The organism is Pseudomonas fuscovaginae SE-1, assembly GCF_000364705.1.
Classification (GTDB): domain Bacteria; phylum Pseudomonadota; class Gammaproteobacteria; order Pseudomonadales; family Pseudomonadaceae; genus Aquipseudomonas; species Aquipseudomonas fuscovaginae_A.
Window position 1 is genome coordinate 1 of the sequence record NZ_AQOH01000002.1, and the last position, 17,952, is coordinate 17,952.

A 17,952-nucleotide genomic window follows, 5' to 3' on the forward strand; every position below is an offset into this window, starting at 1 on the left:
GATGGCTACGACAAGACTCCTGGCGCCAACGCTATCGCCGCTGACGGCTACGACAAGACTCCTGGCGCTGCAGCAATCAGCTAAGCAGACCAGATGGCATCACAGCCCGGCCTTGGCCGGGCTTAGTCATTTCTGGAGACAAGGAAAATCCCGTGTGGCGAGGGGGCTTGCCCCCGCTGGGCTGCGCAGCGGCCCTAAAAAACAGGCTCCGCGATCCGCCAGAAAAACCCGTGCCTCCGGATTACGACCGCTTCGCGCTCGAGCGCGGGCAAGCCCGCTCGCCACCTGGGATATCTGCAACCCTGGCGAGAACCTGCAGCCCTATAGAAAATCCCTCAAAGGGAAACCTGCAATCCGCTCCACACAGAACCACACCTGCGAACTGCCTATCGCCTTTACACGCGATGCCAAGCACACTGTCGGTCCCCGATTTCCCTGCGGAACCCGCGAACCATGCCTGACGATATCCACTACTACGAACCCGCCAACGGCCACGGCCTGCCCCACGATCCGTTCAACGCCATCGTCGGCCCGCGCCCCATCGGCTGGATCTCTTCACAGGACACCGAAGGCCGGCTGAACCTGGCGCCCTACAGTTTCTTCAACGCCTTCAACTACATCCCACCCATCATCGGCTTCTCCAGCGTCGGCCGCAAAGACAGCCTGAACAACATCGAACAGACCGGCGAATTCGCCTGGAACCTCGCCACCCGCCCGCTGGCCGAGGCGATGAACCAGAGCTGCGCCGCCGTGCCTGCGGACGTCGATGAGTTCCAACTGGCCGGCCTGACGCCCGTGGCATCGAAAGTCATCAGCGTGCCACGGGTACAGGAAAGCCCGGTGTCCTTCGAATGCAAGGTCACCCAGATCATTCAACTGCAACGCGCCGACCAGGCCCTGGTACCCAGCTGGCTGATCCTCGGCGAAGTGGTCGCCGTGCATATCGCCCGGCACCTGCTCAAGGAGGGGATCTACGACACCGCCGCCGCCGAGCCGATCCTGCGGGGCGGCGGTCCGGCGGACTATTTCCAGTTGGGTCCGGAGGCGCTGTTCAGGATGTATCGCCCACAAGTGACCAACTGATCACTGGCGCAGCGGCCCAGTCACCAGGACAGCCCGCCCTCGGTGTCGACGTCGGCCAGCCGCGCCAGCTCCAGCTCGGCGGCCTGGTCGGCCTCGAGGGCGGTTCCGAAGGTCTGGTCGGCAAGGATTTTATGAAAGCGCGGAGGCTCGAAACCACCCAGGGCCTTTACCGCAATGGCGGCGTGGTAACCGGCCTCGCCGCGAACGGCGGCTGAAACTGCTTCAAACTGTGCAAACTCTCTACGTGCCATGCCTTTTATCCCGGCCAATTGATCGGCCGGCATTCTAGATCAGCTGGCCAGCCGTTGCAGGGAACCTGCACTGGACAGGTGATAATCGCACTGGGCACGGGCAGCCGACACCTCGCTGAAGGTGTGGAAATCCAGACTGTCGACCACCAGGTCCTGCACCAGCTCGGCGAACACCTGCATGGCCGGGGTGTTGAAATAGGCGGTCATCGCCGGCTGGTTGACCCAGAAACCGGACACCACCCAGAGATCGGCATCGGCCAGCGAATGCTGCAGGGAGAACTGCAGGCAACCGGGTGCCTGGCGGGACGGCTCGATCAGGCTGCTCAAACGGGCACCCAGCTCGGCGGAGCGCCCCGGACGTGCGCGAACGAAGGCCATGTGACTGACAGGGATATGCTTGGACATGCTCGGCTCTCCCGAAAGGAATGTTGTTCTCGCGCCATCGACCGCCGGGATGACGGCGACGGGAACATAGATTAGTGCTCCCGGCGAGCGGTCGTTAGTCGATTCCTGTCGGCTTATTGCACAATCCTGCCGGAGCGCCCCAACCCTCTCGGGCAGCCGCCATTCGGCATCTGGCACAATACTTCACAGTTTTGAGCAAGCCTACTCCCCGGTCAGGGCAGTCACTTGGCGGTCACATGAGCTCGCGGCAGGATCAGGCAAGAATTGCGCAGGATCCGGCTGGCGATCGCCCTTGCCCAAACTTAAGCTATGCCTCGTTGAACGTGACTTTCCGAGGGGATTCTGCATGCCACTGTCCGAACTTCCGCAAGAACCGATCCCCCCGGAGATGGAAAGGCAGCGCCTGGAACTGGCCGATATCATTCGCCGCCACGCCATCGAGGACGGCAACTTCCAGACCGCCGTCGGCTCGCTGGTGCTGGGGCGCCACAGCCATCCCTATGATTTCGCCCCCGTCCTCGCGCAACCGGCACTGTGCATCATGGCCCAGGGCCGCAAGGAAATTCGCCTGGGCGACGGCCACTTCATCTATGACCCGCTGCACTACCTGGTGGTGTCGGTGTCCATGCCCCTCGCCGGGCGGGTGGTCAATGTCACGCCCGAGTCGCCGATCCTGGCCCTGCGCCTGGATATCGACCCGAACGAAATCAGTGCGCTGATCGCCGAGGCCGGTCCCCTGAGCGTGCCCACTCGACCAACGGGGCTGGGGCTGTATGTCGAACGGGTGGATACCCAGATGTTCGACGCCCTGCTGCGTCTGGCTCGGCTGCTCGATACGCCCAAGGACATTCCCATGCTCGCGCCGCTGGTGCGCCGGGAGATCCTCTATCGGCTGCTGCGCAGCCCGCAGGGCCATCGCCTCTATGAGATCGCCATCGCCAACAGCCAGGGTCATCGGGTGAACCAGGCGATCAAGTGGCTGAACGCCAACTTCGAGCAGCCTTTGCGCATCGATGACCTGGCGCGCGAGGTCAACCTGAGTGTCTCGACGCTGCATCACCGGTTCAAGGCGATGACCGCCATGAGCCCGCTGCAATACCAGAAACAGTTGCGCCTGCAGGAAGCGCGGCGGTTGATGCTCGCGCAGGGGCTGGACGCCTCGGCGGCGGGGTATCGGGTCGGCTACGAGAGCCCGTCGCAGTTCAGCCGCGAGTACAGCCGGCTGTTCGGTGCCCCGCCGCTGCGGGACCTGGCGCGGCTGCGCCAGAGTGTCTGAAGTGCAGGGTGATTGGGACCAGGGCGGAGCTTTCTCGGGCGCTGTTCGCGGATAAATCCGACTCCCACAGTAATTAGCGCCAGGCACAATTTCGTGTGCACCAGAAACCTGTGGGAGCCGACTGTCTTTGATTCATCGCCGATGAGCGGCACAACAGGCTCCCAGGGATTACGGCAGACGCCGCAAAACCGTGGAAGCCGGATTTATCCGCGAACGGGAGCACCGCGTTCAGCGGGCCCGCACCACGTGCTTGATCTCCTGGAACGCCTGTAGCCCCCAGGGCCCCAGCTCACGGCCCAGGCTGCTCTTCTTGTAGCCGCCCCACGCGGTCTGCGGGAAGATCACCTGCGGCGCATTGATCCACACCAGGCCCGCCTGCAAGGCATTGGCAATGCGGTCCGCCGCCTCGCCATCGGTGGTGACGACACTCGCCACCAGGCCAAACTCACTGTCATTGGCCAGGGCGACCGCCTCGGCCTCGCTGGCGAAACTGCGCACGCACACCACCGGCCCGAAGATTTCCTCGCGCCACAACGCGCTGTCCAGCGGCACCTCGGTAAACACCGTCGGTTGCAGGAAATAGCCGCGGGACAAGGCCGGCGGCCGCCCACCACCACAAACCAGGCGCGCACCCGTGCTCAGGCCGCGATCGATATGCCCCAGCACCCGCTGGTACTGCGCCTGGTTGACCAGCGCTCCCATCTCCACCTCGGGATCGAACGGGTCGGCCACGCGAATGGTTTCGGCCCGTGCCTTCAGGCGCAGCAGGAACGCGTCGGCGATCTCGTCGGCGACCAGCACCCGGCTGGTCGCCGAACACATCTGCCCGGCATTGAAGAACGCGCCACCACTGGCGATTTCCACCGCCAGGTCGAGGTCGGCATCGGCCATGACCAGCAGCGAAGATTTGCCCCCCAGTTCCAGGCTGACACCCTTGATCGTTTCCGCCGCCCGTTGCATCACCTGGACGCCCACCGCATTGCTGCCGGTGAAGGAGATCTTCGCCACCCGCGGATCGGCCGCAAGCGGCGCCCCCACCGCCAGTCCGGTACCGCAGACGAGGTTGAACACCCCGGCCGGCAAACCGCTTTCAGCGATGACCGCGGCCAGTTCCAGCTCCGGCAATGGCGTGACCTCCGACGGCTTGAGCACCACGCAGCAGCCCGCCGCCAAGGCAGGCGCGAGCTTCCAGGCGGTGGTGACCATCGGGAAGTTCCAGGGCACGATCAAGCCGACCACGCCACACGGCTCACGGCGCACACGGGCGGCGAAATCGTCGCTGGGCAGCGCCACGTCCTGATCCTGCCGCTCGTCCAGGGCCTCGGCCAGAGTGGCGTAGTATTCGAAGGTAGCGATCACGTCATCGACATCGATGGCCGCCTCGAACAGCGGCTTGCCGTTGTTGGTCGATTGCAGGCGGACCAGTGTTTCCCGGCGCTCGCGCACGCCTTCGGCAACCCTGCGCAGCACCGCGCCGCGCTCGGCACCGCTGCTCGCCGACCAACCGGCGAACGCCCGCACCGCCGCCGTCACCGCCTGCCCCACCGCCTGTTCGTCGCCACCGGAGACGCTGCCGAGCAGGGCTTCGGTGGCCGGGTTGATCACCCGCAACTGCTCGCTGCCGGAACGCCACTGGCCGTCGATGTAGAGGCCGTCCTGATTCATTTGCGCTTTCATCACAGCACCATTCCTTTCATCCACAGAGTCTGGTCGATTTCAATCAGCGTCGGCCCCGAACGCCCTGCCGCCGTCCGCAAGGCGTTGCGCAGGCTGTCCTCGGTGCTGGCCGCCTCGGCGGCGCAGCCCAGGCCCCGGGCGACCGCAACGAAGTCCGGGGTATGGATGTCCACGCCCACCGGAGTGATGGCGCGATTGACCATGTAGCGCTTGATCTCTTCATACCCCTGGTTATTCCACAGCAGGACGATCACCGGCGTGCTCGCCTCCACCGCACTGGCCAGTTCCGGCAGGGTGAATTGCAGGCCGCCGTCGCCGATCAGGCAGACCACCGCGCCGCGCGCCTCACGCCGCGAGGCACGCCCGAGCCAGGCACCGATCGCCGCCGGCAAGGCGTAGCCGAGGGTGCCGTAGCCGGTCGAGGCGTTGAACCAGCGCCGCGCCTGCCGCGGGTTCAGGGTCAGGTTGCCGGTGTACACCGGCTGGGTCGAATCGCCCACCAGCACCGCTTCCGGCAGTACGTCGAGAATGGTTTCGAGGAAACGGGTCTGGGCGCGGGTCGGCGCATCCCATAGGCGGTCGATTTCGGCCCGCAGGATGGCGGCACGGCGATGTCCCCAGTCGTCGCGGCGCGGGGCCAGCTCCCGGCCCTCGAACGCGGCGAGCAGCGCCTCGGCCGCCACCTGCGAGTCGGACACCAGCGCGACCCTGGGCGGATAGTTGCGTACGGTCTGGTCCGGGTCGATATCGATGCGCAGCAGGATACCGGGAATCTCGAAGCCGCCGGCAAAGGTGATGTCATAGTCGGTTTCCGCCAGCTCGGTGCCGATCGCCAGCACCACATCGGCCTCGGCCACCAGGGCGCGGGTGGCGACCAGGGACTGGGTCGAACCGATCAGCAGTGGGTGCCCGCCCGGCAACATGCCCTTGGCGTTGATGGTCAGGGCGACCGGTGCATCGAGCCGCTCGGCAAGCCGGGTCAACGCGGGTGCCGCGTCGATGGCGCCGCCGCCGGCGAGGATCAGCGGACGTCTGGCGGTGGCGATCCATTCCACCATCTGCGCCACCGCGGCCGGGGCCGCACCGGCGCGGGCAATATTCACCGGCTGGCTGTCGAGCAGGGCGTCGGCGTTTTCCACCAGCACATCGAGCGGGATCTCGATATGCACAGGACGCGGCCGCCCGGCCTGGAACAGGGCAAACGCCCGGGCCAGCACCGCGGGCAGTTCCGCCGCCGACATCAGGGTGTGGGAGAACGCCGCCACGCCGGCCACCAGCGTGCTCTGGTTCGGCAACTCGTGGAGCTTGCCACGGCCGCCGCCCAACTGGCTGCGCGACTGCACGCTGGAGATCACCAGCATGGGGATCGAATCGGCATAGGCCTGGCCCATCGCGGTGGCGATATTGGTCATGCCGGGGCCGGTGATGATGAAACACACACCGGGCTTGCCGCTGGTCCGTGCATAGCCGTCGGCCATGAAGCCGGCGCCCTGCTCATGGCGCGGGGTGATGTGCTCGATGCGCGACGCGGCCAGGCCGCGATACAGCTCCACGGTATGCACGCCGGGAATGCCGAACACCTGCTCGACCCCATAGCCCTCCAATAACTTGACCAATACTTCGCCGCACGTCGCCATCGGTTCCACCCTTGTTGTTCGTCTTGACCGTGGCAGCGCAGGCCACGGCGGTGGTGTTATTGGAGCGTCTGGGCGATGGCGGGCACAACGCAAAAATAGTCATACTAGCCATGTCCTGTCGTCATGCCTGGGTCCGCCATGAAACGTCTTCCACCACTGCCGGCGCTGCATACCTTTCTGATCACCGCCCAGTGCTGCAACTTCACCCGTGCAGCCGAGCAGTTGCACATCACCCAGGGCGCGGTGAGCCGGCAGATCGCCGGGCTGGAGCAGCACCTGGGCTATGCGCTGTTCCAGCGCCAGGCCCGCGGGCTGAGCCTGACGCCCCAGGGGCGCGAGCTGTTTCCGCGGATACGGCAAGTGTTCCGCCAGATCGAGGAGGCGGTGGAACAAGTGGGCGCCCAGCGTCCGGCGCTGAAACTCAAGGCACCGATCTGCATGATCCGCTGGCTGCTGCCGCGCCTGCTGCAATGGCGCAAGGAACGTCCGGACGTGCCGGTGGAACTGACCACCAGCCTGCAGCACGGGGTCGACTTCCGGCGCGAGGACTTCGATGTGGCGGTGATCTATGGCGCCCCGCCAGGGCCGTCGATGACCGCTCATCATCTGTTCGACGAACAACTGACACCGGTTTGCTCACCACAGCTGAAGCATGGCGCGATCGCACTGGAGCAGGTCGGCGACCTGGAGCATCACACCCTGCTGCACCCCACGTTGGACCGGCAGGACTGGCAGACCTGGCTCGACGCGGCCGGGGTCAGCCTGGGCAATATCGGCCAGGGCCAGCACCTGGAGACCATGGACGTGGCGATGTCCCTGGCGTCGCAGGGTACGGGGGTGGCAATCGGGGATTGGGCATTGATCGGCGAGGACCTGAGTGCCGGGCGGCTGATGATGCCGTTCGAATTGCGGGTGCGGACCGGACAGGCGTACTACCTGACGTATCCGAAGCGTTCGGAGGGGACGGCGGCAGTGCATGAATTACGGGAATGGCTGGTGGGGCAGGCGGTGCGGCGAACAGAGGTGTAGGAGCAATACATCGTGGTTGGCTGATGGATCGCTATCGCCAGCAAGCCGGCTCCCACAGATTCTGCGTCGTACACAACAGAGGTGCGGCGCAGAACAGGTGGGAGCCCCACAGCAAGCCAGTCCCCACAATATCCGCGTCGAGCACCTGTCTTGTGTACGGCGCAGAACGGTGGGAGCCGGCTTGCTGGCGATCCGCCGAAGGCGGCCATCCAGCCACCCCGGGACAGGCTCAGTAACCGACGGCGAAACGCTGACGCGAGTGGGCGGGCTTTTCGATTTCATCCAGCAGCGCAATGGCGTAGTCGGCGAAGGTGATCCAACTGCGGCCTTCGGCGCTCACCAGCAAGTGATCCTTGCCCAGACGGAAGCTGCCGGTACGCTCACCTTCGACGAACTCCGCCGAGGGCGACAGGAAGGTCCAGTCCAGTTCCTTCTCCTGGCGCAGGGTCTCCAGGAACGCCGCACCGCCACTGGCCTCGGCCTTGTACTCCGGCGGGAAATCGGGGCTGTCGATGACCCGGCTGTCGTCCGGCAGCAACAGCGAACCGGCCCCACCGACCACCAGCAGGCGCTTGACCCCGGCCTTCTTCACCGGCCCGATCACCGCCGCAGCCGGCAGGGTGGAGAAATGCGCGGCGCTGATCACCACGTCGTGACCGGCAATCGCTGCTTCCAGCGCTGCGGCATCGAGGGCATCGACCGCCTTGGTGACGACGCCGGCACGCGTGCCGATGCTCGCCGGATTACGGGCAATGGCGGTCACGCTGTGACCACGACGCAGGGCTTCTTCCAGCAGTTGGCTACCGGCACGACCGGTGGCACCGATGATTGCAATCTTGCTCATGACACTCTCCAGTTCCAATCGAATGACGCTGTGCGTCGAGGGGTCGTCCTGCCTTGGGAACAGGACGGTTGATCCAAAAAAATTTCCGTCAGTGGCCAAATCGGCTCACCACTTCATCTCGCCCTTGGCGACCTTGGCGCTGAGCTCCAGCGAGGACTCCTCGCCCAGGTCCGGATAACGCTGCTTCATCGCCGCGATCAGTTGCGCCGAGTCCTTGGCCTTGGCCGTTTCCTCGTCGAAGGCCTTGATGTAGTCCGCCGTGAACTGCGCGGCGGCCACCGCGTGCGGGCCGTCGCCGAGGTAGTGGCCCGGCACCAGGACCTTCGGTTGCAGCGCCTGAATCCGTTGCAGCGTCGCCAACCAATCCTGGTGGGATTGGGCCGTCTGGGTGTCGGCCATCCACACATGGATGCCCTGCGCCACCACCACGCCGCCAACCACCGCCTTCAGCGACGGGATCCACACAAAGCTGCGATCCGGCTGCGGGCCATCCAGGCCGATGACGTCCAGTTCACGCCCTTCCAGCATCAACCGATTGCCCTCGAGTACCTCGGGAACGATGGTCTTGGCGGGAACGTCGGCCCCCATTTTCGGGCCCCAGAACGCCAGCTTGCCGTCGACGGTGGCTTTGATGTGCGCCACGGTCGGCGCCGACGCCAGCACCTTGGCCTTGGGGAAGGCCCGGATGATGGTGTCCAGGCCGAAGTAGTAGTCCGGGTCACCATGACTGATGTAGATGGTGGTCAGTTGCTTGCCGCTGGCGCGGATCTTCTCCACCACCTGCTCGGCCTGGGACTTGCCGAACTGGGCATCGACCAGGATCGCGTCCCGTTCGCCACTGACCAGCACCGAGCTGACCGGGAAAATCGCCGCCGTGCCGGGGTTGTAGACATCCAGGGTCAGGGCCGGCTGGGCCGCCGCCGCATGGGCCGTGAAACCCAGCACCGCGCTGGCGAGCAGGAGGCGGCGAAGTGAGGTGAATCCGATCATGTGCTGCTCCGTCATCTATTGGCCTTGATAGGCGATGGACAGAGCTTAGTTGCCCGAACCGATACAAAAAATGCGATGCTGGGACATAGTTTGTTTCTCAAAGCGAGCAAATCATGGACCGTCTTACGGCAATGCGGGTATTCGTCACGGTGGTGGACCTGGGCAGCCAGTCGGCGGCCGCTGACCACCTGGAACTGTCACGCCCGGTGGTCTCGCGCTACCTGGCGGAACTGGAGGACTGGATCGGTGCGCGGCTGATGCACCGCACCACGCGCAAGCTGAGCCTGACCGCCGCCGGCACCGAAACCCTGCCGCGCTGCCGGCAACTGCTGGAGCTGTCCGGCGACATGCAGGCGGCCGTGAGCATTCCCGACGAAGCGCCCCGCGGCCTGCTGCGGATCAGTGTCAGCACCTCGTTCGGCCAGGCCCAGTTCGCCGACGCGATGACCGAGTACGTCCGGCGTTTCCCCGGCGTCAACGTCGACCTGCAGATGCTCGACCGCACCGTCAACCTGGTGGACGAGCGCATCGACCTGGCGATCCGCGCCAGCAACGACCTGGACCCGAACCTCATTGCCCGGCGGCTGACAGTCTGCCGCTCGGTGATCTGCGCCTCGCCAGCCTACCTGCGCGAGCACCCGGCGCCGCAGCGGGTGGAGGACCTGAGCCGCTACAACTGCCTGACGCATTCCTATTTCGGCAAGAGCCTCTGGCACTTCGAACAGGATGGCGAACAGGTGTCGGTACCGGTGCAGGGCAATATCAGCGCGAACGAGGCCAGCACCCTGTTGCGTGCCGCCGTGGCTGGCGCCGGCATCTCGATGCTGCCCACCTACCAGGCCTGGGAGTACCTGCGCAGCGGTGAGCTGGTGCGCCTGCTGGCCCATGCCGAACCGCGGACCATGGACATGTACGCCGTGTACGCCTCGCGCAAGCACATGCCGGCGACGCTGCGCAGCATGCTCGACTTCCTGGTGGTGCGCTTTCCGGAAACGCCGGCCTGGGACAAGGACCTCTGAGCCGCGCAAAGCTGGCAAGTCGCGGCAACTGGCCTAGTCTTGTACTCAGTACTTCTAGCGAACCCGGTTCGACAGTCAGAGGTCTGCGTCATGAATATTCTCAGAACAAGAAAATGCGCCGCCGTACTTGCCATCAGCGCCGTCCTGGCCCTGTATGCCACCGCCGCCTGGCGGGTTGAACAGATCCGGCAGACACCCCACACGGTCGCCACCTGCAACCTTGAGCACTGCGTGCCGCACACCGCGAGCCTGAGCGCCTTGCGATAAGGGCTCTAGCGGTCGGTATCGGCGCGAAAGGCACTGGGCGAAAGCCCGGTCATGCGGCGGAAGAACCGGGCAAAATAGGCCGGGTCGGCAAAACCCAGTTCATCCGCCACCCGGCTGACGCTCATGCGTGTGTAGATCAGGTTGCGCTTGGCCTCCAGCAACAGCCGCTGGTGGATCATCTGCAAGGCCGATTGCCCCGCCCACTCCCGGCAGATACTGTTCAGGTGCGCCACGGATATTCCGACCTGGTGGGACAACTGCTCGACCGTCGGGTGTTCACGAAAATGCACCTCGACCAGCCCACTGAAACGGCTGAGGTACTCACGCCCACGCTCGGGTGACTGGCCGGCCGCCTCACGGCGGATCACCTGGCGACTGAGCCACACCAGCAACACGCTGACCAGCGAGCGCAGGAGCAGGTCCCGCGCTGGCTGGTTCGCCGCGTACTCGCTCTGCAGGGCACTGAACAGTCGGTTGAGGTAGGCTCGGTCACGCCCCGCCGGATAACTCGCGGCCCGCGCCAGCGCGTCCGGCGAACTGCCCAGTTGCTGCTGCAGTTGCGCCACCAGCGGTGCGGCCAGGGTCAGCACATGGCCGTCGATGTTTTCGGAAAACTGGAAACCGTGCACGCACAAGGGCGGCACCACCTGGATCGCCGACTCGCGCAGGGTACTGCGCTGTCCCTCGATATCGACTCGGGCCTGGCCCTTGTTGAGAAACAGCAACTGGCACAGATCGGCATGCCGGTGCGGCTGGATTTCCCAATGATGCAGGCGGCTGCGCTTGGGAATGGTCTCGCAGTGCAACAGGTCCGGGGCAACCCAGTCCTGGTTCTCCCCGTAGAGCTTGAACACCGGGATCGGTGTCGCCACTGGCTTTTCCATCGGTGCATGAGCCTTGGGCGATAATCGCCCTTATTGTTGAAAAGTACCGGTAAAGGCGCAGTTTTCACCTTCTAAAGCGACTTTTTCAAGCGAAAAATGCAGGCACAAATCATAACAATCCACTCACCGGCACACCGCGTGAAGCTTGCAGAGAGAACAACAATGAAAACTCAAGTCGCCATTATCGGTGCCGGTCCGTCCGGCCTGCTGCTCGGCCAGTTGCTGCACAACGCCGGCATCGACACCGTGATCATCGAGCGCCAGACCCCGGAATATGTACTGGGACGCATCCGCGCCGGCGTGCTGGAACAGGGCATGGTCGACCTGCTGCGCCAGGCCGGCGTCCATCGCCGGATGGATGCCGAGGGCCTGGTGCACGGTGGCTTCGAACTGGCATTCGACGGGCGCCGGGTGCATATCGATCTCAAGACCCTGACCGGCGGCAAGAGCGTGATGATCTACGGCCAGACCGAAGTCACCCGCGACCTGATGGCCGCCCGCGATGCCGCCGGGGCGCGGACGATCTATTCTGCCGACAACGTGCGCCCCCACGGCATGAAGACCGACGCGCCCTGGCTGACCTACGAGAAGGACGGCCAGGTCCACCGCCTGGACTGCGACTACATCGCCGGCTGCGACGGTTTCCACGGTGTGGCCCGGCAGTCGATCCCGGCCGAGTCGCTGAAGGTCTTCGAGCGGGTCTACCCCTTCGGCTGGCTGGGGATTCTCGCCGACACCCCGCCAGTCAGCGAGGAACTGGTCTACGCCAATCACGAGCGCGGTTTCGCCCTGTGCAGCATGCGTTCGCCGACCCGTACCCGCTACTACGTGCAGGTACCGGCCGACGAGCAGGTCGAGGACTGGTCCGACGCGCGCTTCTGGGACGAACTCAAGGCGCGCCTGCCGGACAGCCTGGCCCGGAGCCTGGTGACCGGTCCGTCGATCGAGAAGAGCATTGCGCCGCTGCGCAGCTTCGTGGTCGAGCCCATGCAGTACGGCCGGATGTTCCTGGTCGGCGACGCCGCCCACATCGTCCCGCCCACCGGCGCCAAGGGCCTGAACCTGGCGGCCAGCGATGTCAGCACGCTGTTCGACATCCTGCTCAAGGTCTACCGGGAAGGGCGCCGCGAGTTGCTGGAACAGTACTCGCAGATCTGTTTGCGGCGGGTGTGGAAGGCCGAGCGCTTTTCCTGGTGGATGACCTCGATCCTGCATCGTTTCCCCGATACCGATGCCTTCAGCCAGCGCTTGCAGCAGACCGAACTGGAGTACTTCGTCAGTTCCGAAGCCGGACGTCGGACCATCGCGGAAAACTACGTCGGCCTTCCTTACGAGGCTATCGAATAGCAAGCTATCGAGTAAACTGACACGCATCCCCGCACACACACCACTGCCCGTGTGCGGGCCCACTTCCGCGTGCAGGTTATACCGTGACCAACCTCAATCAGCCCGGCCAGACGAAGCCGGCGATTCGCAGCATACTGATCGCCCTGATGCTGGCGATTTTCCTCGGCGCCCTCGACCAGACCATCGTCGCGGTCTCGATGCCGGCCATTTCCGCCCAGTTCAAGGATGTCGGCCTGCTGGCCTGGGTGATTTCCGGCTACATGGTCGCCATGACCGTGGCCGTGCCGATCTACGGCAAGCTCGGCGACCTCTATGGCCGCCGCCGGCTGATGCTGTTCGGCATGGGCCTGTTCACCCTGGCCTCGCTGTTCTGCGGCCTGGCCCAGAGCATGGAGCAGTTGGTGCTGGCACGGATCATCCAGGGCATCGGGGCCGGTGGCATGGTCTCGGTCAGCCAGGCGATCATCGGCGACGTCGTGCCACCACGCGAACGCGGTCGCTACCAGGGCTACTTCAGCAGCATGTATGCGCTGGCCAGCGTCGCCGGCCCGGTGCTGGGCGGCTACATGACCGAATACCTGTCGTGGCGCTGGGTGTTCCTGATCAACCTGCCGCTCGGGCTGACGGCCTCGTGGGTCGCCCATCGGGTGCTGGTCGGACTGCCGGTGCCACAGCGCAAGCCGATCATCGACTACCTGGGTACCGTGTTGATGGTCATCGGCCTGACGGCCCTGCTGCTGGGCATCACCCGGATCGGCCAGGGCTACCACTGGAACGATAGCGACGTGCTCGGGTTGCTGGCCACGGCGGTGGTGGGCCTGACGCTGTTCGTCCTGCACGAACGGCGCGCCCTCGAACCGCTGCTGCCGATGCACCTGTTCCTCAACCGCAATGCCGTGCTGTGCTGGTGCACGGTCTTCTTCACCAGCTTCCAGGCGATCTCACTGACCGTGCTGATGCCGCTGCGCTTCCAGAGCGTGACCGGCGCCGGTGCCGACAGTGCGGCGCTACACCTGCTGCCGCTGGCGATGGGCCTGCCGATGGGCGCCTACTTCGCCGGACGCATGACCTCGGTGACCGGCTACTACAAGCCATTGATCCTCAGTGGCGCGCTGCTGATGCCGCTGGCCATTCTCGGCATGGCCTTCACCCCGCCCCAGGCGGTGCTGCCGAGCAGCCTGTTCATGCTGCTGTGCGGCATTGCCGGCGGCCTGCAATTCCCGACCTCGCTGGTGGGCACGCAGAACTCGGTGGAGCAGCGCGATATCGGCGTCGCGACCAGCACCACCAACCTGTTCCGTTCCCTGGGTGGCGCTGTCGGCGTGGCACTGATGTCGGCCCTGCTGCTGGCCCTGGTGCAGGGCTCGGGGCTGACTCATCTGGCCAGCGGCGCGGTGCTCGGTGAGGGCCACTCGGGCAACGCCCTGCTCGACGGTCTCAACGCGGCCTCCGGCCCGGCGCAGGAGGCATTGCGGGCCGAGTTGCTGCTGACCTTCCGCCACCTGCTGCTGATCAGCGCGGCGGTTGCCCTGCTGGGACTGGCTGCGGCGATCGCCATGCCCAACCGGGTCCTGCGTGGCCGGGAAGACAAGGCCCGCTGACCGCTTGTGGCGAGCGGGCTTGCCCGCGCTGGGGCGCAAGGCGCCCCCAAAGCCTGCGAGCGCGGTATGCCAAGTGAACGGAGCGGGCCGATTTACGGCTGCTTTGCAGCCGAGCGTGGGCAAGCCCACTCGCCACAGGTAAAGCCCCCGCCCTGGGGTTCACTCCTGGCCCTCAAGGGCGGTAGTAACCGACCGCCACCAGCAGTTGCCCGACCCGCTTGAGGTAGGTGTGCTTGTTCTCGATCTTCCCGGTCACCGGGTTCTTCCAGCGATACTCGTACTCGCCCTCCTCCCGCTTCTGCATCAACGCCAGGATCGGCTCACCCACCGGCTTGCCGTCGGGGTCCCTGACCTTGCCGAAATCGGTATTGATCAATCGCGGGTTGTTGCCATGAGCCAGGTACCGGCGGGTCTTGAGATCCACCACGAAGACATACAGGTCATCCTGCAGGAAACCGCCCGGCAGGGTGTTGATCTCATCCAGCAGCCCCTGGCGATTGCTGCCCAGCTCGGTCGCCGCCCGTGCCAGAAAGGCCCTCGCCTCCTCCGCCGATGCCCTGGGCAGGTAATACCCGACCGCCAGGATGCGCTCGCCGACCCGCTGGTAGAACACCCGCTTGCGCTCGACCTTGCCATCCTTCCAGTTCCGCCAGCGATATTCGGCCTGCTGTATCCCGCTGTTATCCGGCGTCTTCAGCGCGGCCTTGAAGGCCTGGCGCAGATCCTCACCGAGCACCTCGGAAACGTCCCGGCCGATCAGCGCCGCGGACGGTCCGCCACTGGCCAGCATCACCCCATGGGTATCGACCACGAAGACATAACGGTCCCGGTCGACGAATTCGCCCTGGCGGCTGAAAGCGGCAAACGCCTTGTCGCCGTGCTCGTGGTAATAGGCCAGGGCCTTTTCCAGCAGGGTCCTGGCCGCCGGCGCCTGGTCGTCCGGCGTGGTCGCCGCCAGCACCGGTCCCAGGCACAACAGCATCAGGCAGCCTGACAAGGCCCGAATCAAACCCAACCCCATGGTGCAATCCCCCATTCCTGTTGATCTGCCAGCAGCGTAGACCGTCGTGGCCTATACGGAAGCATTCAGCAGACAGGGGTCGCCTCGACAGCCAGGGATGGCCGTCAAAATTGAGCGGTTATTTTCCAGGGGGCGCACTAGAATGCGTCCATCGCACACCCGCCAATGGAATCGTGATGCCGTTTCGCTCAGCGCTCTACTCGCAACGCTCTCTGGTCGTGACGCTGATCGCTCTGCTCGGCTGCGGCTTCCTGGCCACCTCGCTGCTCAGCTACTACGCCTCGCGCGCCTCTATCCGCGACGGCATCATCAATACCGAACTGCCGCTGACCTCCGACACAGTGTACTCGGAGATCCAGAAGGACCTGGTCCGGCCGATCCTGATTTCCTCGATGATGGCACGCGACACCTTCCTGCGCGACTGGGTGATGGCCGGTGAACGCGACCCGCAGCAGATGACCCGCTACCTCAACGAGGTCATGACCCATTACGGCGCCTACACCGCCTTCTTCGTCTCCAACAGCAACCTGACCTACTACCAGGCCAAGGGTGTGCTGAAAAACGTCCGCGTCAACGAGCCACGCGATCTCTGGTACTTCCGCGTGCGGGACATGAAGGAACCCTACGAGATCAATGTCGACCCGGACCTGGCCAACCATGACAGCCTGACGTTCTTCATCAACTACAAGGTGTTCGACTATCAGGAAAACTTCATCGGCGCGGCCGGTGTCGGTCTGACGGTCGATGCGGTGATCAAGCTGATCGACAGGTACCAGCAGCGTTATCAGCGCAGCGTGTACTTTGTCGACAACTTCGGCCGCCTGGTGCTCACCGGTGCCGACGGCGGGCCCGAAGGCGCCCGGGTCGGCCAGTCGCTGAACAACCTGAAGAGCCTGCAGAACCTGCTGGCCAAACTGCCCAAGCCCCATGACGGCAGCTACGAGTACGTCGAACCGGACGGCAAGAGGCATTTCCTCAACGTGCGCTTCATTCCGGAACTGAACTGGTACCTGTTCGTCGACAAGCGCGAAGACGGTGCCCTCAGCGGGATTCGCCAGTCGCTGTACCTGAACCTGCTGATCTGCCTGGTAGTGACCCTGATCGTGCTGGCCCTGCTCAACCGCGTGGTGCACCGCTACCAGCGCAAGATCCAGGCCCTGGCGACCCTCGACAGCCTCACCGGCCTGCCCAACCGGCGCGGCTTCGACCTGCTGGCGGCCCAGGCCCTCAACGAAGCCCAGCGTGAACCCAGGCCGCTGGCCGCGCTGTTGCTGGACCTGGACCACTTCAAGCAGCTCAACGACAGCCACGGCCACCTGGCCGGCGACGTGGTGCTGAGCGGTTTCGCCCGTAACCTGGAAAGCTGCCTGCGCCAATCGGACCTCATCTGCCGCTGGGGCGGCGAGGAATTCATCGTCCTGCTCAAGGACACCGACAGAGCCAGCGCCCAATCGATCGCCGAGAAGATTCGCCAGCACGTCGAACAGCAACGCTACGGCTACAACGGCAGGCACCTGCAACTGACCGTCAGCATCGGCCTGACGTCGCTGCGCGCCGACGATACCCTGCACAGCCTGCTGGCCCGCGCCGACCAGGCGCTGTACCGGGCCAAGCAGAGTGGCCGCAACCGCGTCTGCAGCGACGTGGCGAGCCCGGCCCATGCCTGACGCCAGCCGCTGCCCGGCCTGTGGGGCCCGCAACGATTGCACCCTGGCCGACCCGCGAACGGCGGATCGCCCCTGCTGGTGCTATAGCGTCGACATCGACCCGGCCATACTCGAGGCGCTGCCCGCCGAACTGCGCAACGCCGCCTGCCTGTGCCCGCGTTGTGCGCAGGTGGATGAACAGCTCAAGCGGCCGCCGTCGTCATGACGTAGAATGCCGGCCCGTTTTCCCGCGACCATCCCGTCATGCGCCTGGACCGATTCCTCAGCAACCTGCCCCGTTTCAATCGCCAGCAGGTGCGCCTGTTGCTGGTGGCGCGGCGGGTGCGGGTGGACGGCCAGATCACTGGCGATCCGCACCATGAAGTGCGCGAGTTCAGCCGGGTCGAAGTGGACGACGAGATCCTGCAGGCCGGTCGCCCGGCACGCTATTTCATGCTGCACAAACCTCAGGGCTGCGTCAGCGCGACCCGCGACCCACAGCACCGCACCGTGCTCGACCTGCTCCAGGAGACGAACGTCGACGAGTTGCACATCGCCGGGCGCCTGGACTTCAACACCACCGGCCTGATGCTGCTGACCAACGACGGCCAATGGTCCCGGCGTCTGACCCAGCCAGCGACCAAGCTGCCCAAGGTCTACTACGTGGAAACCGAACGGGAGATCGGCGCGCGGTACGCCGAGACCTTCGCCCAAGGCCTGTATTTCGCCTTCGAGGACCTCACCACCCAGCCCGCCGAACTGCAAGTGCTGGGACCACGCAGCGCCCGGCTGAGCATCGTCGAAGGCCGCTATCACCAGGTCAAAAGGATGTTCGGCCACTTCGACAACAAGGTCCTGCGCCTGCACCGCGAACGCATGGGACCGCTGGTACTCGACGACGCACTCGCCCCCGGACAGTACCGTCCGCTGACGGCCGATGAAATCGCCCTGATCTGAGTCAAATACCGTTGAGCA

The 17,952-nt window shown here is 65.0% G+C and carries 18 protein-coding genes; 10 read left to right on the forward strand and 8 right to left on the reverse strand.

Annotated elements, in window-relative coordinates; all coding sequences use genetic code 11:
- Nucleotides 1-453 precede the first annotated feature (453 nt).
- Nucleotides 454-1,083, forward strand: a complete 630-nt coding sequence (locus K675_RS0100080) for a flavin reductase family protein (RefSeq protein ID WP_017901488.1) — start codon at nt 454-456, stop codon at nt 1,081-1,083.
- Nucleotides 1,084-1,103: 20 nt separating this feature from the next.
- Here K675_RS0100080 and K675_RS0100085 read toward each other — a convergent pair whose 3' ends face one another.
- The gene (locus K675_RS0100085) at nt 1,104-1,334 is read right to left on the reverse strand and encodes a hypothetical protein (RefSeq protein ID WP_017901489.1); all 231 of its coding nucleotides are present in this window, start codon (nt 1,332-1,334) and stop codon (nt 1,104-1,106) included.
- A 39-nt stretch (nt 1,335-1,373) separates the two neighbouring features.
- Nucleotides 1,374-1,739 (reverse strand): putative quinol monooxygenase, encoded by a 366-nt coding sequence (locus K675_RS0100090; RefSeq protein ID WP_017901490.1) that lies wholly within the window; start codon nt 1,737-1,739, stop codon nt 1,374-1,376.
- Between the two features lie 346 nt (nt 1,740-2,085).
- Here K675_RS0100090 and K675_RS0100095 point away from each other — a divergent pair, with 346 nt between their 5' ends.
- A complete protein-coding gene (locus tag K675_RS0100095; protein WP_037006172.1) occupies nt 2,086-3,015 on the forward strand; it encodes an AraC family transcriptional regulator in 930 nt (309 codons plus the stop codon).
- Between the two features lie 228 nt (nt 3,016-3,243).
- On the opposite strand, the gene K675_RS0100100 is transcribed toward K675_RS0100095, so the two are convergent.
- Nucleotides 3,244-4,692: an aldehyde dehydrogenase family protein gene (locus K675_RS0100100; RefSeq protein ID WP_017901492.1), complete on the reverse strand. Its 1,449-nt coding sequence runs from the start codon at nt 4,690-4,692 to the stop codon at nt 3,244-3,246.
- On the reverse strand, nt 4,692-6,329 hold the full coding sequence (locus K675_RS0100105) for a 5-guanidino-2-oxopentanoate decarboxylase (protein ID WP_017901493.1): 1,638 nt from the start codon (nt 6,327-6,329) through the stop codon (nt 4,692-4,694). The genes K675_RS0100100 and K675_RS0100105 overlap by 1 nt, the downstream gene beginning before the upstream one ends.
- Before the next feature lie 138 nt (nt 6,330-6,467).
- Here K675_RS0100105 and K675_RS0100110 point away from each other — a divergent pair, with 138 nt between their 5' ends.
- Nucleotides 6,468-7,358 carry a LysR substrate-binding domain-containing protein gene (locus K675_RS0100110; protein WP_017901494.1) on the forward strand — a complete coding sequence of 297 codons (891 nt, stop codon included), beginning with the start codon at nt 6,468-6,470 and terminating at the stop codon, nt 7,356-7,358.
- Between the two features lie 229 nt (nt 7,359-7,587).
- Here the strand turns inward: K675_RS0100110 and K675_RS0100115 are convergent, their stop codons facing one another.
- Together K675_RS0100115 and K675_RS0100120 are read right to left on the reverse strand one after the other, a co-directional pair.
- A complete protein-coding gene (locus K675_RS0100115; protein ID WP_017901495.1) occupies nt 7,588-8,202 on the reverse strand; it encodes an NAD(P)-dependent oxidoreductase in 615 nt (204 codons plus the stop codon).
- A 105-nt stretch (nt 8,203-8,307) separates the two neighbouring features.
- The gene (locus K675_RS0100120; RefSeq protein WP_017901496.1) at nt 8,308-9,192 is read right to left on the reverse strand and encodes an MBL fold metallo-hydrolase; all 885 of its coding nucleotides are present in this window, start codon (nt 9,190-9,192) and stop codon (nt 8,308-8,310) included.
- 113 nt (nt 9,193-9,305) lie between these two features.
- Here K675_RS0100120 and K675_RS0100125 point away from each other — a divergent pair, with 113 nt between their 5' ends.
- Both K675_RS0100125 and K675_RS33295 read left to right on the forward strand, forming a co-directional pair.
- The gene (locus K675_RS0100125) at nt 9,306-10,211 is read left to right on the forward strand and encodes a LysR family transcriptional regulator (protein ID WP_026144786.1); all 906 of its coding nucleotides are present in this window, start codon (nt 9,306-9,308) and stop codon (nt 10,209-10,211) included.
- Between the two features lie 90 nt (nt 10,212-10,301).
- Complete coding sequence (locus tag K675_RS33295; protein WP_198291596.1) at nt 10,302-10,478, forward strand: hypothetical protein; 177 nt, start codon at nt 10,302-10,304, stop codon at nt 10,476-10,478.
- Between the two features lie 5 nt (nt 10,479-10,483).
- Here the strand turns inward: K675_RS33295 and K675_RS0100130 are convergent, their stop codons facing one another.
- Complete coding sequence (locus K675_RS0100130) at nt 10,484-11,362, reverse strand: helix-turn-helix domain-containing protein (RefSeq protein ID WP_017901498.1); 879 nt, start codon at nt 11,360-11,362, stop codon at nt 10,484-10,486.
- 162 nt (nt 11,363-11,524) lie between these two features.
- Between K675_RS0100130 and pobA the strand changes: the two genes are divergently transcribed.
- Nucleotides 11,525-12,709, forward strand: coding sequence for a 4-hydroxybenzoate 3-monooxygenase (gene pobA, locus K675_RS0100135; RefSeq protein WP_017901499.1), 1,185 nt, complete (start codon nt 11,525-11,527; stop codon nt 12,707-12,709).
- Between the two features lie 83 nt (nt 12,710-12,792).
- The gene (locus tag K675_RS0100140; protein WP_017901500.1) at nt 12,793-14,310 is read left to right on the forward strand and encodes an MDR family MFS transporter; all 1,518 of its coding nucleotides are present in this window, start codon (nt 12,793-12,795) and stop codon (nt 14,308-14,310) included.
- A gap of 172 nt (nt 14,311-14,482) precedes the next feature.
- Here the strand turns inward: K675_RS0100140 and K675_RS0100145 are convergent, their stop codons facing one another.
- The gene (locus tag K675_RS0100145; protein WP_017901501.1) at nt 14,483-15,331 is read right to left on the reverse strand and encodes a cache domain-containing protein; all 849 of its coding nucleotides are present in this window, start codon (nt 15,329-15,331) and stop codon (nt 14,483-14,485) included.
- Nucleotides 15,332-15,507: 176 nt separating this feature from the next.
- Between K675_RS0100145 and K675_RS0100150 the strand changes: the two genes are divergently transcribed.
- Genes K675_RS0100150 through K675_RS0100160 form a run of 3 tightly spaced genes read left to right on the forward strand, consistent with a single transcriptional unit; the run spans nt 15,508 to nt 17,934 of the window.
- Nucleotides 15,508-16,998: a sensor domain-containing diguanylate cyclase gene (locus K675_RS0100150; RefSeq protein WP_017901502.1), complete on the forward strand. Its 1,491-nt coding sequence runs from the start codon at nt 15,508-15,510 to the stop codon at nt 16,996-16,998.
- The gene (locus K675_RS0100155; RefSeq protein ID WP_017901503.1) at nt 16,991-17,203 is read left to right on the forward strand and encodes a cysteine-rich CWC family protein; all 213 of its coding nucleotides are present in this window, start codon (nt 16,991-16,993) and stop codon (nt 17,201-17,203) included. The genes K675_RS0100150 and K675_RS0100155 overlap by 8 nt, the downstream gene beginning before the upstream one ends.
- Nucleotides 17,204-17,241: 38 nt before the next feature.
- Nucleotides 17,242-17,934 carry a pseudouridine synthase gene (locus K675_RS0100160; RefSeq protein ID WP_017901504.1) on the forward strand — a complete coding sequence of 231 codons (693 nt, stop codon included), beginning with the start codon at nt 17,242-17,244 and terminating at the stop codon, nt 17,932-17,934.
- Nucleotides 17,935-17,952: the final 18 nt, after the last annotated feature.

Excerpts from the sequence above, each read along its gene's own strand:
- K675_RS0100080 (WP_017901488.1), top strand. The coding sequence starts at position 454 with ATGCCTGACGATATCCACTACTACGAACCCGCCAACGGCCACGGCCTG.
- K675_RS0100085 (WP_017901489.1), bottom strand. The coding sequence starts at position 1,334 with ATGGCACGTAGAGAGTTTGCACAGTTTGAAGCAGTTTCAGCCGCCGTT.
- K675_RS0100090 (WP_017901490.1), bottom strand. The coding sequence starts at position 1,739 with ATGTCCAAGCATATCCCTGTCAGTCACATGGCCTTCGTTCGCGCACGT.
- K675_RS0100095 (WP_037006172.1), top strand. The coding sequence starts at position 2,086 with ATGCCACTGTCCGAACTTCCGCAAGAACCGATCCCCCCGGAGATGGAA.
- K675_RS0100100 (WP_017901492.1), bottom strand. The coding sequence starts at position 4,692 with ATGAAAGCGCAAATGAATCAGGACGGCCTCTACATCGACGGCCAGTGG.
- K675_RS0100105 (WP_017901493.1), bottom strand. The coding sequence starts at position 6,329 with ATGGCGACGTGCGGCGAAGTATTGGTCAAGTTATTGGAGGGCTATGGG.
- K675_RS0100110 (WP_017901494.1), top strand. The coding sequence starts at position 6,468 with ATGAAACGTCTTCCACCACTGCCGGCGCTGCATACCTTTCTGATCACC.
- K675_RS0100115 (WP_017901495.1), bottom strand. The coding sequence starts at position 8,202 with ATGAGCAAGATTGCAATCATCGGTGCCACCGGTCGTGCCGGTAGCCAA.
- K675_RS0100120 (WP_017901496.1), bottom strand. The coding sequence starts at position 9,192 with ATGATCGGATTCACCTCACTTCGCCGCCTCCTGCTCGCCAGCGCGGTG.
- K675_RS0100125 (WP_026144786.1), top strand. The coding sequence starts at position 9,306 with ATGGACCGTCTTACGGCAATGCGGGTATTCGTCACGGTGGTGGACCTG.
- K675_RS33295 (WP_198291596.1), top strand. The coding sequence starts at position 10,302 with ATGAATATTCTCAGAACAAGAAAATGCGCCGCCGTACTTGCCATCAGC.
- K675_RS0100130 (WP_017901498.1), bottom strand. The coding sequence starts at position 11,362 with ATGGAAAAGCCAGTGGCGACACCGATCCCGGTGTTCAAGCTCTACGGG.
- pobA (WP_017901499.1), top strand. The coding sequence starts at position 11,525 with ATGAAAACTCAAGTCGCCATTATCGGTGCCGGTCCGTCCGGCCTGCTG.
- K675_RS0100145 (WP_017901501.1), bottom strand. The coding sequence starts at position 15,331 with ATGGGGTTGGGTTTGATTCGGGCCTTGTCAGGCTGCCTGATGCTGTTG.
- K675_RS0100150 (WP_017901502.1), top strand. The coding sequence starts at position 15,508 with ATGCCGTTTCGCTCAGCGCTCTACTCGCAACGCTCTCTGGTCGTGACG.
- K675_RS0100155 (WP_017901503.1), top strand. The coding sequence starts at position 16,991 with ATGCCTGACGCCAGCCGCTGCCCGGCCTGTGGGGCCCGCAACGATTGC.
- K675_RS0100160 (WP_017901504.1), top strand. The coding sequence starts at position 17,242 with ATGCGCCTGGACCGATTCCTCAGCAACCTGCCCCGTTTCAATCGCCAG.